This window comes from Mesorhizobium sp. NBSH29 (assembly GCF_015500055.1).
GTDB lineage: Bacteria > Pseudomonadota > Alphaproteobacteria > Rhizobiales > Rhizobiaceae > Neomesorhizobium.
In genome coordinates this window covers 67100-81152 of the sequence record NZ_CP045494.1, presented here as the reverse complement: position 1 = coordinate 81152, position 14053 = coordinate 67100, and the positions used below count along the sequence as shown (strand labels likewise).

General features: G+C 62.3%; 14 protein-coding genes. 11 read left to right on the top strand and 3 right to left on the bottom strand.

The window, feature by feature from the left end; translation table 11 throughout:
- Positions 1-4: 4 nt before the first annotated feature.
- From repC to repA, 3 genes are all read right to left on the bottom strand, one after another.
- The gene (repC, locus tag GA830_RS18925) at positions 5-1324 is read right to left on the bottom strand and encodes a plasmid replication protein RepC (protein WP_195165187.1); all 1320 of its coding nucleotides are present in this window, start codon (positions 1322-1324) and stop codon (positions 5-7) included.
- Positions 1325-1505: 181 nt separating this feature from the next.
- A complete protein-coding gene (repB, locus tag GA830_RS18920) occupies positions 1506-2507 on the bottom strand; it encodes a plasmid partitioning protein RepB (protein WP_195165186.1) in 1002 nt (333 codons plus the stop codon).
- Between the two features lie 190 nt (positions 2508-2697).
- On the bottom strand, positions 2698-3906 hold the full coding sequence (repA, locus tag GA830_RS18915) for a plasmid partitioning protein RepA (protein WP_195165185.1): 1209 nt from the start codon (positions 3904-3906) through the stop codon (positions 2698-2700).
- Positions 3907-4464: 558 nt separating this feature from the next.
- On the opposite strand from repA, the gene trbB reads away from it, so the two are divergent.
- From trbB to trbI, 11 genes are read left to right on the top strand one after another with little or no spacing between them, the layout of a single operon-like run.
- Positions 4465-5433, top strand: coding sequence for a P-type conjugative transfer ATPase TrbB (gene trbB / locus GA830_RS18910; RefSeq protein WP_195165184.1), 969 nt, complete (start codon positions 4465-4467; stop codon positions 5431-5433).
- Positions 5423-5797 carry a TrbC/VirB2 family protein gene (locus GA830_RS18905; RefSeq protein ID WP_195165183.1) on the top strand — a complete coding sequence of 125 codons (375 nt, stop codon included), beginning with the start codon at positions 5423-5425 and terminating at the stop codon, positions 5795-5797. Before trbB ends, GA830_RS18905 begins: the two co-directional genes overlap by 11 nt.
- A complete protein-coding gene (locus tag GA830_RS18900) occupies positions 5790-6104 on the top strand; it encodes a conjugal transfer protein TrbD (RefSeq protein WP_195165182.1) in 315 nt (104 codons plus the stop codon). The genes GA830_RS18905 and GA830_RS18900 overlap by 8 nt, the downstream gene beginning before the upstream one ends.
- Before the next feature lie 10 nt (positions 6105-6114).
- Positions 6115-8571 carry a conjugal transfer protein TrbE gene (locus GA830_RS18895; protein ID WP_195165181.1) on the top strand — a complete coding sequence of 819 codons (2457 nt, stop codon included), beginning with the start codon at positions 6115-6117 and terminating at the stop codon, positions 8569-8571.
- On the top strand, positions 8543-9343 hold the full coding sequence (gene trbJ, locus GA830_RS18890; protein WP_195165180.1) for a P-type conjugative transfer protein TrbJ: 801 nt from the start codon (positions 8543-8545) through the stop codon (positions 9341-9343). The genes GA830_RS18895 and trbJ overlap by 29 nt, the downstream gene beginning before the upstream one ends.
- A complete protein-coding gene (gene trbK / locus GA830_RS18885; protein ID WP_195165179.1) occupies positions 9340-9558 on the top strand; it encodes an entry exclusion protein TrbK in 219 nt (72 codons plus the stop codon). The genes trbJ and trbK overlap by 4 nt, the downstream gene beginning before the upstream one ends.
- A complete protein-coding gene (trbL, locus tag GA830_RS18880) occupies positions 9552-10742 on the top strand; it encodes a P-type conjugative transfer protein TrbL (RefSeq protein ID WP_195165178.1) in 1191 nt (396 codons plus the stop codon). The genes trbK and trbL overlap by 7 nt, the downstream gene beginning before the upstream one ends.
- Before the next feature lie 18 nt (positions 10743-10760).
- Entirely contained in the window at positions 10761-11423 is a 663-nt protein-coding gene (locus tag GA830_RS18875) for a conjugal transfer protein TrbF (protein ID WP_195165177.1), read from the top strand.
- Positions 11405-12280, top strand: coding sequence for a P-type conjugative transfer protein TrbG (gene trbG, locus GA830_RS18870; protein ID WP_374939341.1), 876 nt, complete (start codon positions 11405-11407; stop codon positions 12278-12280). Before GA830_RS18875 ends, trbG begins: the two co-directional genes overlap by 19 nt.
- Before the next feature lie 2 nt (positions 12281-12282).
- Entirely contained in the window at positions 12283-12717 is a 435-nt protein-coding gene (gene trbH / locus GA830_RS18865) for a conjugal transfer protein TrbH (RefSeq protein ID WP_195165176.1), read from the top strand.
- An 11-nt stretch (positions 12718-12728) separates the two neighbouring features.
- Positions 12729-14030 (top strand): IncP-type conjugal transfer protein TrbI, encoded by a 1302-nt coding sequence (gene trbI, locus GA830_RS18860; RefSeq protein WP_195165175.1) that lies wholly within the window; start codon positions 12729-12731, stop codon positions 14028-14030.
- The last annotated feature ends 23 nt before the right edge of the window (positions 14031-14053 follow it).

Here is a 14053-nt window from a genome sequence, read left to right as displayed (position 1 = left end):
GCCATCATCGGAACTTCGGACTCTTGAGGGATTTCAGCAGCGATGCAGAGACCTGAAGGTCGGGCGACCCGTCGTCGTCGCCAGACGAAGGCTTGCCCCCTGCCCTGCTGGCCGGCTTGTCGGCCTCTAGCTTTGCCCGGACCAACGCCATGATCATCGGCCAGGTGGAGAATTTCCCATCTCGGGCGCGGTCGGTCAGGCTTCGCAGATAGCCGCCGGCGTTGTTGATCTGCTCCGTCCGCTGGTAAATGGCGGCCAGGGTAATCGCGGCATGCTGCTGACCCATGACCTCGCGGGCTTCGCGCCAGGCGCTGGGGCTGATACCGAGGAACGGACGGGCCAGCTCGGCGGCGGCCAGAAAATCGCGCCAGTGGCGGATATCGCCGCCTTGGGCAAGCTCCCGCAGGTTAGGGCAGGCTTCCAGCACGATCCCCAAAGGCAGCTCGCGCTTCGGCAAGCTCCGCAGGTTGTCGTGTTCCGCGGCGGTGCCGCCCGCTTCTTCTTTATTTCCCAAGCCATTTTCAGATTCAGAAATGGGGTCTGGATTTGAATTCTGTATGTGACGACCATTATGGGACTCATTGGCGTCCGGATTGTGTGGTTTTGCGAATGATTCCAATACCTCGCGGATCTCGGTGTAGAGACCGTGCAGGTCGGTACAGACATCGTCGACGAGCTGGCGAGGGGCAGAGCGCGGCAGGCGGCCGACGATCGCCTGGTAGGCGTGCAGTACGCTGGTCCAATTGCCAGGCACGTTCTCCTCAATGCCGGCCTCGATCAGCTTGACGATGTCCCTCCGCAGCAGCGTCAGACGTTCCTTGGCGACATGGAAGGCCCTCTTCTCGGCTCTGATAGCCTCCGCCAAGTCCTGAAACTCTTCGGCGCGTGCGATGATCGGCGACAGATCGAAGCCATAGGCCTGCTCGATCTGCCCTCCCCTGCCCTTGCGCGCGAACCGCTTGCCGTTCGGACTGTCACGGCGAACGATCAAGCCGCAGTCGACGAGCACGGCCAAGTGCCGGCGCAGCGTCGTCGCCGGCATGCCATTGGCACGGGCCGTAAGCGCCTCGTTGGACGGCCAGACGATGAGGTCGCCGTTGGCCGAGAGCTGCGGCTCGAGGTGAAACGACAGAAGGGCATTCAGGAGCGTCAGCGACCGGTCTGTGGCGCCGAGCAACTCCTTGGCGTCGCGGATGGAATAGAACACCTTCCATTTGTCGACAGTAGCGCCTTTCGGCGCGGACTTTGCGGCGACCTGACTTGTGATCATGCCAAGAGTCATGGACCGCCGCCCGAAGGGCGTCGTTGAGATATACGTCTGCATTTCCTTTACCTTTTGTTAAGGCAAAGAAGTCCGGTCGCCGAAACGGCGCTGAGCCTCGAAAGGCTCTTGACGGTAATTCTCGGAAGTGCGATTCTTTCAACCTGCCAAGATTGAGAAAGGGCTTCCGGAATTTGTTTCGGGGGCCTTTTTTCTGTGCCGGTCCGTTTACGCTTGGTCGTGGCTATTCGTTTTCTCCCGTCCCTCCCCTCTCGTTGCGGTATGATCGGAAAAGATCGGGGAGCTTGCTGACCAAAAAGTCCACAAACTCCTCGTCCTCGCCGTGAGTGAGCTCGATGCGCGATCGCTTGGCTGTCCGCAAGACGCGCGCTATCTCAATGCCGTCGGCGCTGCTGACGGTGACCGGATCGGTGCCGGCATCTTTCGTATTCTGTTTCTTCGCTGCAGAGAGAAGTAGCGACAAGCGATCGTTCGTATGGGCCGCTAAGAACGCGTCCGATTCGGCGGCCTTTCTGATCCGTTCCATCACCTTTGGATCCGCGATCGCGTCAGCCAGGGCGAGCCAGCGCGGCCGACCCACCTTAGGCGCCCGTCCGATGGACCTTTGCAGGTCAGATGGCACCGCTGTCGCGACCGCAATCAGCTTTGATACCTCGGCGCGGTCAATCGACAGGGCCGACTGAGTTATGGAGCGCTGAAACCCGGCCTCTTCCAGCGTGAGCGCGAAGGCCGCGCGCTCGATGAAACTCAGATCCTCGCGTGCAGAATTTTCGATTCCCTGCGCGACAACAAGGTCCGCGTCTGACAGTTCGCGGACATAAGCCTTGACCCTGATGCCGAGGGAACGCGTTACGCGAACTCGGCGATGCCCGTACGCCGACTGATAGCGCCCTGGCTTGGTCGGGTGTTCGCGCACGAGTATCGGAATTTCCTGGCCGCTCTCGGCGATCGACTGGCGCAACGAGGCGTCAGCGTCGGAATCCTGCTCTGCGAACCTATCGGCGAATGGCGAAGGATCAACCGTCCCCGGATCGAGCTGGATGGCGACTGTGCCGGTGGCAAGCTGCTCGCGGAGTGCTTCATACTGACGCTCGACGTCCGAGAATGTGTCCTTCAGCGACCGAACCGCTCCCGATGTCACGCGGGCGACCGGCTTGCTGTCGATAGGAGGCGCTTCCTCTGGGGCAGCAAACATTGAACGGATCGATTGCGTTCTCTTGCTCATCCGACACGGCCTCCGCTCTGTTCCCACCCCAGGAGCGGACCGGACTCCCGAGATGTTTCAATGTTGGCAGCTGCCAACATTGCGAGAAGCGGGTTGGTAGCCCCGCGCCTGGGAACCGGTGACCAGCCGATGGTCCCATTGTTGGCAGCTGCCAACAATGCGCCGTTCACTCGCCCACCCAGAGCTTGCATTATCGACCCCATACTCGGTTGATAAGCCCGATTGCTTCCTCGTTCACGGCGTTGATCGACTCCATCGCGCGCTCGTAAACCGTTCGGCCGACTGAACCCCTGGTGAGCTCGAAGAGTGACTGCTTGGTCAGACCTGCATTGGCAATCGCAGTCGACTTCCACGCTGTCGCAGCGAACACATTTGGCCCGAACAGGTCACGAAGGAGGGCAAGGATTTCTTGTTCTGGCACGTCGCGCGGGTCATGCCTCGTGACCAGAAACTTCAGAAAATCGTACTCAAGCCTGCCTCCAGCATCCTCGATCACCGAGACGAGTTCCGACGTCATCAGCATGAACTGACTCATCGAGGCAACGTCGACCATCTGAGGATGAATCGTCACGATCATGCCAGTAGCCGCATTGAGAGCACCCATCGTCAGGAAGCCAAGTTGCGGTGGGCAATCCACCACCACGACATCAAAGTCGTCGTCGATCGCCGAAATGGCCCGCGCTACGCGTCGGAAGAACAGGTCTTCGGGACGCCCCTTGCTGGCCATCATGTTCCTAGGAGTCTGATGCTCGAACTCCATAAGCTCGAGGTTACCCGGAACAATGCTCACACCGGGGAAGTAGGTCGGCCTGACGACTTCCTTCATCTCGATGCGATGTTCGTCGTACCGAATTGCCCCATAAAGAGTTGCATTCTCGGGGATGTCGAACTCCGGCTGGTAACCAAACATCGTAGAGAGGGACGCCTGCGGATCGAGGTCAACCGCAAGCACACGATAACCTTGAAGAGCAAGACCTTGTGCGAGATACAAGGAGGTGGTCGTTTTTGCTGAGCCGCCCTTGAAGTTCGCTACGGTGATGACTTGCAGCTTGTCACCCGGCCGCCGACGCGGCCAGAACTTCAGCGCTTCCTTGGGTCGCGTATCCGCAAGATAGGCTCGAAGCTCATTCACCTGCTCCAGCGTATAGGACCGCCGGCCGCCTGTGCTGAGCTCGGGGGAGGGACCAAGTCCGTCGAGCGACAGTTGCCGCAAATACCCGTCAGAAACACCGACGATCTGTGCTACCTCGCCGGAACTAAAGGGTCGCAGATACTTTTGCGCAGTAGGCGGAAAGGCGCGCTCGCCCGCTGCGCGAAGGCGTGCGGACAGAGCTGCTGCCATGCGGCCGATGTGCTCGGACGTGCGTTCAGATACATTGATGTCGGTGGCTGAACTCACATTCGCCCTCTTGCCAGACGGTTTATTAGCGTAAGACGCGCTATTGCCGTCTGGAGTTAAGGCACGATTCCCGTATTCCGACAAGGGAGTTAAGGTTAACGAGACCTTAACAGACTCCCCTAGGCGACCCCATCAGAACCCCGCTATGCGGGTGATTTCCCGTTACAAAACAATCGTCTATGGCATTCTTGAGTTCAGCACTCGCGCCAAGGATCGCTAATACATTTGCTAGTGTGTCGCGACGTCCTTCAGCTGTTTGGCCCGGCCATATTGTCCCGCGAACCCGACTCAGCACGCTCCGCGGCGAGAATCGCACTCATACATTCGCTAGTCGCGGCGTGTCCCGCATCGTGGCCAGTTGTCTCCGAAAGCAATCGAATCGGAGCAATACTGATGCAGGTCCTGGCCCTTGCTGCACGAAACCACTCTGAGATGGGCGACCACGATGTCCCCGGCTCTCTGCCCGCCGACAGGTCCAGTTTCGTTCGTCCGGCCGGATATGGCTCGACCTTCCGCGCTTGCCGCGCGCAGCCTGAGTGAGCGACGAGGACCGAACCCATGGCTCAGCTACGCTCCCATCCGCGCCTGATCCGCAAGCTGCAGGAAGCGCTCGGCGACCAGCTTTGCGTCGCGCTCGACGATCCGACAGTCGTCGAGATCATGCTCAACCCGGATGGCAGGCTGTTCATCGAGCGACTCGGCCACGGCGTGGCGCCCGCCGGTGAGATGAGTGCGGCAACAGCCGAGATCGTCATCGGCAGCGTCGCCCATGCGCTCCATTCGGAAGCGGACGACGACCGGCCCATCATCTCGGGCGAGATGCCGATTGGCGGGCACCGTTTCGAAGGATTGCTTCCGCCCGTTGTCGCGTCCCCGACCTTCACCATCCGGCGGCGCGCATCGCGGTTGATTCCTCTGGATGACTATGTCGCCAGCGAGGTGATGACAGAGGAACAGGTCTGCGTTATCCGCAACGCCATCGCGTCGCGCCTCAACATCGTTATCTCGGGCGGCACAGGGTCGGGAAAGACGACGCTCGCCAATGCGGTTATCGCCGGAATCGTCGAGACGTCGCCGGACGATCGACTGCTGATCCTCGAGGATACTGCGGAAATCCAGTGTGCGGCCGAGAATGCCGTGGCGCTGCATACCAGCGACACCATCGACATGGCGCAGCTCCTGAAGAGCACGATGCGGCTTCGCCCTGATCGCATCATCGTCGGCGAAGTTCGCGACGGGGCGGCCCTGACGCTCCTGAAGGCGTGGAATACCGGCCATCCGGGCGGCGTAACGACAATCCATTCCAATACGGCCGAGTCAGGCCTGCGCCGCCTTGAGCAGCTCACTGCCGAGGCAAGTCAGCAGCCGATGCGCGAGGTGATCGGCGAGGCGGTCGATCTGATCGTCTCGATCGAGCGCGCGCCGAAGGGCCGCATCGTTCGCGACATCCTCCATGTGGAGGGCTTCGCCAACGGCCGCTACCAGACCGAATCCTACTCACGAAAGACGGAACGCCATGTCGCCTGAACGGATTTGCGCGCTCGCGCTGGCAACGCTTGCACTTGGTCTCGCCGTAGGCGACCCCGCGTTCGCCGCTGGCGGCGGTGGCTTGCCATGGGAGGGTCCACTGCAGCAGATCCAGCAATCGATCACCGGGCCGGTCGCGGGGTTCATCGCGCTCGCGGCCGTTGCGATCGCCGGCGGCATGCTGATCTTCGGCGGCGAGTTGAATGATTTCGCGCGGCGCTTGATATACGTCGTGCTCGTCGCAGGCATCCTGCTCGGCGCCACCCAGATCGTCGCTCTGTTCGGTGCGAGCGGCGCATCCATCGGCGATGTAGCGCTCACACCGAAAGTCGAAAGAGCAGGGGAGGGTGCGGCCTATGTCTGACCCCGTCACTGCTTCCGGCTCAGGCCTCGACCGCTCACGCATCCATCGGGCGCTATCGCGTCCGAATCTCCTGCTCGGCGCCGACCGGGAACTGGTGGTCCTGCTGACAGGGCTCGCGGCCATCATCCTGATCTTCGTGGTGCTGACGCCCTATTCGGCGCTGTTCGGCATCGCGATCTGGATCGTCGTCGTCGCCGCATTGCGCATGATGGCCAAGGCCGATCCGATGATGCGTCGCGTCTATGCCCGGCATATCGGCTACCGGCCATACTACAGGGCGAGCTCCACGCCCTGGCGCCGGTTCTGAGGCTGGCGAGATGGTGGCGCTGAGTTCCTTCCGGCATTCCGGGCCGTCCTTTTCGGACCTTGTGCCTTATGCGGCGTTGGTCGCCAACGGCGTGATCCTGCTCAAGGATGGCTCGCTAATGGCCGGCTGGTACTTTGCCGGTCCGGATTCCGACAGCTCGACTGACCCTGAGCGCAACGAGGTCTCGCGCCAGATCAACCTGATCCTGGCGCGCCTGGGATCAGGCTGGATGATCCAGGTGGAGGCGGTGCGTGTGGCGACGTCGGATTACCCGGCGCGCGAGCAATGCCATTTCCCCGATCCGGTAACGCGTGCGATCGACGACGAACGCCGGGCACACTTCCAGGAGGGGAGGGGGCATTTCGAGAGCACGCATGCGCTGATCCTGACCTGGCGCCCGCCGGAGAAGACGCGGTCTGGTCTTGCTCGCTATGTCTATTCCGACACCGAGAGCCGCGTGGCCCGCTATGCCGACACCGTGCTCGACAGCTTCCAGACCTCGATCCGCGAAGTCGAGCAGTATCTCGGCAATTTGCTTTCGATCCGCCGTATGGTGACGCAATTGGTCGAGGAGCGCGGTGGCTTCCAGACGGCGCGTTATGACGAGCTGTTCCAGTTCATCCGCTTCTGCATCACCGGCGAGAACCACCCAATCCGCCTGCCCGAGATCCCGATGTATCTCGATTGGCTGGCAACGGCTGAGTTCCATCATGGCCTCTCGCCAATGGTCGAGAATCATTATCTCGCCGTGGTGGCGATCGACGGCTTTCCGGCGGAGAGCTGGCCCGGCATCCTCAACAGTCTCGACCTGATGCCGATGACGTATCGCTGGTCGAGCCGCTTCATCGTCCTAGACGAACAGGAGGCCCGCCAGAAGCTGGAACGCACCCGCAAGAAATGGCAGCAGAAAGTGCGGCCCTTCTTCGACCAGCTGTTCCAGACGCAATCGCGCTCGGTCGATCAGGACGCCATGATGATGGTGGCCGAGACCGAGGATGCGATTGCCCAAGCGTCCTCGCAACTCGTGGCTTACGGCTACTACACGCCAGCCATCGTCCTGTTCGACGACAATGAGACCCGCCTGCGGGAGAAGGCGGAAGCGGTGCGTCGGCTCATCCAGGCCGAGGGGTTCGGGGCGCGGATCGAGACGATGAACGCGACGGAGGCCTTTCTCGGCAGCCTGCCGGGCAATTGGTACGCAAATATCCGTGAACCGCTGATCAACACCCGAAACCTTGCCGACCTGATCCCGCTCAACTCCGTCTGGTCGGGCGCGCCGACAGCACCTTGCCCATTCTATCCGCCGGCGTCGCCGCCGCTGATGCTAGTCGCATCCGGCTCCACCCCTTTCCGGCTGAACCTGCATGTCGACGACGTCGGCCACACCTTGATCTTCGGGCCGACCGGATCGGGCAAATCGACGTTGCTGGCACTGATCGCCGCGCAGTTCCGACGCTACGCGCATTCCCAGATATTTGCCTTCGACAAGGGACGCTCGATGCTGCCGCTCACACTGGCTGCCGGCGGCGACCACTACGAGATCGGTGAATCCGAAGGGGAGGGCGGTCCTCGCCTCGCATTCTGCCCACTTTCCGACCTCGCTTCGGATGGGGATCGGGCATGGGCGTCGGAATGGATCGAGACGCTGGTCGTGTTGCAGGGTGTGACCATCACTCCGGACCACCGCAATGCCATCTCGCGGCAAGTCGCGCTGATGGCCGACTCCAGCGGCCGGTCGCTTTCTGACTTCGTATCCGGGGTCCAGCTGCGCGAGATCAAGGAGGCGCTGCACCATTACACCGTCGACGGCCCTTTGGGGCAGTTGCTCGACGCCGAGAGCGACGGGCTGTCACTACGCTCCTTCCAGACTTTCGAGATCGAGCAGTTGATGAACATGGGCGAGCGCAGCCTCGTCCCGGTCCTGCTTTATTTGTTCCGGCGTATCGAGAAGCGGCTGACCGGAGAGCCCAGCCTGATCATTCTCGACGAGGCCTGGCTGATGCTCGGCCATCCGACCTTCCGGGACAAGATCAGGGAATGGCTGAAGGTGCTACGCAAGGCGAACTGCGCGGTCGTACTGGCCACGCAGTCGATCTCGGACGCCGAGCGCTCCGGCATCATCGACGTGCTGAAGGAAAGCTGCCCGACCAAGATCTGCCTGCCGAATGGTGCCGCTCGCGAACGCGGCACGCGGGAGTTCTATGAGCGCATCGGCTTCAACGAGCGCCAGATTGAGATCGTCGCGACGGCCTTACCGAAGCGGGAATACTACGTGGTTTCGGCGGATGGGCGCCGCCTGTTCGACATGGCGCTCGGCCCTATTGCCCTTTCCTTCGCCGGCGCCTCCGGCAAGGACGATCTGAAGCGCATCGTGGCGCTGAAGGCCGAGCAGGGCGGCGACTGGCCGATTCACTGGCTCCAGCAGAGAGGAATAGGCGATGCCGAAACCATCCTTCACCGCGGCTAAGGCTGCAGCGGCGGCCGCCATCGCCGCCAGCATGTTCAACATCTCGCCAGCCCTGTCGGGCGCAGTCACGGGGCAGGCGACCGAATGGACGCAGCTCCTCAACAATGGCGAGCTGATCACGATGGTCGGCAAGTCGACCGAGCAGATCAACAATCAGGTCACGCAGATCACGCAGCTGGCGGAGCAGATCCAGAACCAGATCAGGATCTACGAGAACATGCTGCAGAACACGATGCAGCTGCCTAGCCATATCTGGGGTCAGGTGGAGAACGACCTCAACCGTCTGCGCGACATCGCTGCGCAAGGGCAGGGGATCGCGTTTTCCATGTCCAATGCCGACGACGTTCTGAAACAACGGTTTCAGTCCTATGCGCAATTCAAGACCAAACTGCCCGACGCGGCGAGCTTCTCGTCCACCTACCAGGACTGGTCGACAACGAACCGCGATACGATCGCCGGCACCTTGAAGGCAGCTGGGCTCACGGCAGAGCAGTTTTCGTCCGAAGAGTCGACCATGAGTTCGCTGCGCTCGATGTCGGAATCAGCCGATGGCCAGATGAAGGCTCTCCAGGTCGGGCATGAGATCGCCGCCCAGCAGGTGGCGCAATTCCAGAAGCTGCGAGGGCTGGTGTCGCAGCAGACGACGATGATGGGCACCTGGTTCCAGTCGGAGCAGGCGGATAAGGATTTTGCCCAGGCTCGGCGCGAAAAGTTCTTCAACGCGACGCCGCCCGGTGTGCGGGGAGGCCAGACCATGGAGCCGCGCTGGTGAGCCGATCGACGATCATCGTCCTCACTATCGGCGCGATCGGCCTTTGCGCCGGCGCTGCGATCTGGATCACGGCCCAAACCAATCCCGCGCCATCGGAGGCGGTAGCGCCTCTCTCGCCGCACGATTCCGAAAGGCGGAAGCGTGCCGCGGACTTCATCGGCGGCGACCCAAACCGCGACGTGCGCGGCGGGCAGGAGATGAAACTGAAATGGTGACAACCCGGCCTTCCCGCGGCCTCGAACTGACCTTCATTGCGATCGCGCTCGTGCTGCTGGCATGCGCGCCGGCGCTCGCGCAGCAGGGTGATGTTCTGACCACGCTCGAGAGCCAGGTTTCGACAGCGGCCAAGGGGTGGGAAACGACCGTGATGAACGCGGCGCGCTCCCTGTTCTGGATCCTTGCCGGGATCGAGATCGGCATCGCGGCCGTCTGGCTCGCGCTCCAGGCAGCCTCGCTCGACGCATGGTTCGCCGAGCTGGTGCGGCGGATCATGTTCATCGGCCTCTTTGCCTTCATTCTCGACCAGGGACCGAGCTTTGCCAAGGCGGTGGTCGACAGCCTGTTCCAGATCGGCGCCAATGGCGGCTCGGCTTCACCAGCCAACATCTTCGACGCCGGCATCCGCGTCGCCTCAAAAATGTCGGAGCAGGCGCAGTTCGGTGTATTCGAGGACAACGCTCTGGCGATCGCCGCCGTCTTCGCCATGGTCATCGTGGTGATCTGCTTCAGCCTGGTGGCGGCGATCTTCGTTGCCGTAATGGTCGAGATGTATGTCGGGCTGCTCGCCGGCATGATCATGCTGGGGCTCGGCGGGTCCTCCTTCACCAAGGATTTTGCGATCCGCTACCTGATCTACGCATTTTCGGTCGGCATGAAGCTCATGGCGCTGGTGATGATCGCGCGCATTGGCTCCGAGGTGTTGCTCGGCCTTGCGGAGGCGCCGACCGCGACGTCCGACCAGTTCATCACCACGCTGGCTATCGCAGGGATTTCGGTGGTTGTGTTCATCATCGCCATGTACGTGCCACCGATCGTCCAGGGCGTAGTGCAAGGCGCCTCGATCGCCGGCGGCATGGAGGCCATCCGCCATGGCGGCCAAGCAGCGACATTTGCAGCGGGTGGCGCGTTCCTTGGCGCGAACGCCGCGCGAACGGGGGCGTCAGTCGCAAGTTCGGCGCACGCCGGTGGCTCATCGATGGCGGGAGCAGCGCTGCGTGGCATGGCGTCCGGCATCGGCAATGCCGGATGGGCCGCGGGATCGGCCGCGAAGGAAAAGGCCATCGCCTCGCCCGGCGCCTATGCCGGGTCGTTGCTCGGCCTGGCAAACGCCAAGCTCGACCAGACGCGGCAGAAGGGCTCTCCAACGCCCCCGCCTCCGCCACCCCTTCAGGACAAGTGAGCGGAGAACAGCCTCAGCATGGCCACCAATACCCCACCCGACAATCCCTTCATCGCCGCACGTCAGGAGTGGAACGAGCGCTATGGATCCTATGTGAAGGCAGCGGCCGCGTGGCGTATCGTCGGCATCACCGGCATGCTGATGGCGGTGATCGGCTTCTCCTACGCGCTGTTCCAGAGCACGCAGGTCAAGCTCGTTCCCTATATCGTGGAAGTGGACAAGCTCGGGACTTCGGCGAGCGCCGGCTTCCCGCAGCAGATCGAATATGCCGATCCTCGCGTCGTGCGTGCCACGCTCGGCAGCTTCGTCTCGAACTTTCGTTCGGTGACGCCGGATGCAGTTGTCCAGAAGCAGTATATCGACCGGACCTACGCGCTGCTGCGCACCTCCGATCCGGCGACCGAGAAGGTGAACAGCTGGTTCCGGAGCAACTCACCCTTCGAGAAGGCGAAGTCGGCTACCATCGCCATCGAGGTGAACAATGTCGTTCCGCTCTCGAACCAGAGCTACCAGATCGACTGGACCGAATATCAGCGCGACCGGAAGGGCAAGGAGACGGCGGTGCGCCGCTTCCGTGGCATCGCGACGGTCACACTAACACCGCCCCAGGACGAGGGCGTGATCCGCCTCAATCCGATCGGCCTCTACCTGCGGGACTTCGAATGGACCGCCCAGCTTTGAAAGGCCCGCGCATTCTCATGACCATCAATAGGACCAGAGTTCAAACGGTGCTGTTCTCCGCTGCGCTGACCTGCGGAGTTCTGCTGGCTGTCGTGGCCGACGCGAGCGCGCAGGCCATGAACGCCAATGAGGCGAAGGGCACCGGGATTTCCGGGCAGTGGCGCGGGTCGCGCGGACTCGTGACCAAAGGCGCCGACGGGAAGGTAATCTTTCTCTACGGCGAGATCCAGCCGTCGGTCGTCTGCTCGCCCTTGCAGGTCTGCGACATCGAGCTTCAGGCCGGCGAGGTGGTTCGTGACGTGCTGGTCGGCGACACGGTGCGTTGGAAGGTCGAGCCTGCAACCTCGGGTGCGGTCGGCGGGCAGGCAATCCACCTGATCGTCAAGCCATCGGAGCCGGGGCTGGTGACGTCCATGGTCGTCACCACATCGCGCCGGACCTATCACATCCAGCTTAAGTCGCATCAGAGCCAATACATGGCGCGCGTCGGCTTCGAATATCAGGAAGACGTCTCGACCAAGCTCGCCGACATCAATGCGCGGCTGGAAGCCAGCACGATCCCGGGCGCCGGCATTCCGGCCGAGCAGCTGAACTTTCAGTACAGCGTCAGTGGCCGCGCGGGCTGGCGGCCGACGCGTGTCTATTCCGACGGGCAGAAGACCTACATCCAGTTCCCCCGCTCGCTGTCCGGACAGGATGCTCCGGTGCTGTTCGTCGTCTCCGGCGGGGAAAACCGCGTTGTCAACTATCGCATGAAGGGCAACATGATGGTGGTCGATTACAATATCGACCGCGCCGTCCTCGTCTCCGGCGTCGGCTGGAAGCGGGAGAAGATAACGATCCGGCGCGGAGGCTGACCATGCAGCGCATCCTCTCCGTCCTTTTCCTATCGGCGATGCTCGCCGGCTGCCAGACGTTGGGGGCGGATGACCTGGTCGCTAGCTCCGCGCCACAGGAGCTTTCCGGCCCTGCCGCCAGCGCCATCGCCGGCGACATGGTGAGCCGCCTCGCCGAGCATGTCGGACCGGGCACCGGCACGATCCTGCTCAAACCCGACGGGTCGCCGTTCGGCGGCGCGCTTGAGGCCTCGCTCAAGGTGTGGGGCTATGCAGTGGTCAGCGACCAGAAGACCGATACCGAGAAGCTGATTCCGCTTGCCTATGTAATCGACACCTATGACGGCCAGGTCCTGGCGCGACTGTCCACGAGCTCCATTGATCTTGGCCGTGCATATAGCGCGACAGCCGCAGGTGCTGCGCCGACAAGTCCGCTATCGGTCATGCGGCACGGATAGGGGAGGGGAGCATGGTCCAGTCACTCAAGCTCGGTGGCGCAGCCGAGGGCGCGGAGCCCAGTATTCGGCGCATCAACCGTCTGCCGATTTTGATCGCGATCGGCCTCGTCATCGCCTTCCTCGCTGTCATCATCTACGGCTTGACCTCCCGCGGCCTGTATTTCCGGGGCGATCCCGGAATTGAGGAAAGCTCCGGCAATCCCGCATCGACCTATGCCGACCAGCTGAAGCGCGGCGTCTCGGACGGCATCATCGGTGAACCCGCAGAGGTGCCTGCCTTCCAGCCCACACCCGTCGAGCGCGTCGAAGCCGAGAATCCATTCACCCCGCGTCCCGCCGCCGAACCTGCCGTCCAGCGTGAACCGCAGCTCGAACCGGACACCCTCTGGCGGGCACGCCTTGAGCGCGAAGCCGAGGAGCAATATTTGCGCGAGCGCAGTCGCCAGCGCATGGCCCGTCTGCAGGCAAACGATGCGGCATATGATTCACCGCTCGCGGTAAGCACCGACAAGCTTCAGGGGCGCTCGAATGCTGGCGCCGATCCGGCCATGGCGGGCGGCAATGCGAGCGCTTCGCGCGCCGGCTCGACCTCCGATCTCTATGCCGCGGCGCTCCAGGCCGGGCTCGGCGGGCAGAACCTCGATGGGAACGGCCAACGGACCAAGGAGGATTTTTTCAACGCCGACATCAAGGAGCTTGGCTACCTCCCCAACCAGGTCGTTCCGCAGCAATCACTCTACGAGCTGAAACGCGGTTCGGTGATCCCGGCGACCCTGATCACCGGCATTAATTCCGACCTTCCCGGCCGCATCAACGCGCAGGTTAGCCAGAACGTCTATGACACCGCCACCGGCCATCGCCTGCTGATCCCCCAGGGCACAAAGCTGTTCGGACGCTACGACAGCAAAGTTTCGTTCGGACAGAGCCGTGTCCTCGTCGTGTGGACGGACATCATCTTCCCGAATGGCTCGACCCTGCAGATCGGCGGCATGGCCGGCACCGACGCCCAAGGCTATGGCGGTTTCAACGACAAGGTGAACAACCATTATTTGAAGACGTTCGGCTCGGCGGTGCTGCTGGCCATTATCGGGACAGGAATCGACATGGCGCTACCGGAGAGCTCGACGCTCGCCACCCAGGACACCGCCTCCGATGCCGCGAGGAGGAATTTCGCGGAGACGTTCGGCCGCGTCGCCGAACGCACGATCAACAAGAATCTCGACGTTCAACCGACACTGGAGATTCGCCCAGGATACAAGTTCAACGTCCTCGTCGACCAGGACGTCATCTTCCCCGGCGCATTTCGGGGCTGATGGTGGGACCAGGGATCCTGTCC

Bases quoted from the DNA above. Each gene is read 5' to 3' on its own strand.
- repB (WP_195165186.1), bottom strand. From the start codon at position 2,507: ATGAGCAAGAGAACGCAATCGATCCGTTCAATGTTTGCTGCCCCAGAG.
- GA830_RS18905 (WP_195165183.1), top strand. From the start codon at position 5,423: ATGTCGCCTGAACGGATTTGCGCGCTCGCGCTGGCAACGCTTGCACTT.
- trbJ (WP_195165180.1), top strand. From the start codon at position 8,543: ATGCCGAAACCATCCTTCACCGCGGCTAAGGCTGCAGCGGCGGCCGCC.
- GA830_RS18900 (WP_195165182.1), top strand. From the start codon at position 5,790: ATGTCTGACCCCGTCACTGCTTCCGGCTCAGGCCTCGACCGCTCACGC.
- GA830_RS18875 (WP_195165177.1), top strand. From the start codon at position 10,761: ATGGCCACCAATACCCCACCCGACAATCCCTTCATCGCCGCACGTCAG.
- repC (WP_195165187.1), bottom strand. From the start codon at position 1,324: ATGCAGACGTATATCTCAACGACGCCCTTCGGGCGGCGGTCCATGACT.
- trbL (WP_195165178.1), top strand. From the start codon at position 9,552: ATGGTGACAACCCGGCCTTCCCGCGGCCTCGAACTGACCTTCATTGCG.
- trbI (WP_195165175.1), top strand. From the start codon at position 12,729: ATGGTCCAGTCACTCAAGCTCGGTGGCGCAGCCGAGGGCGCGGAGCCC.
- trbH (WP_195165176.1), top strand. From the start codon at position 12,283: ATGCAGCGCATCCTCTCCGTCCTTTTCCTATCGGCGATGCTCGCCGGC.
- trbG (WP_374939341.1), top strand. From the start codon at position 11,405: ATGGACCGCCCAGCTTTGAAAGGCCCGCGCATTCTCATGACCATCAAT.
- trbB (WP_195165184.1), top strand. From the start codon at position 4,465: ATGGCTCAGCTACGCTCCCATCCGCGCCTGATCCGCAAGCTGCAGGAA.
- GA830_RS18895 (WP_195165181.1), top strand. From the start codon at position 6,115: ATGGTGGCGCTGAGTTCCTTCCGGCATTCCGGGCCGTCCTTTTCGGAC.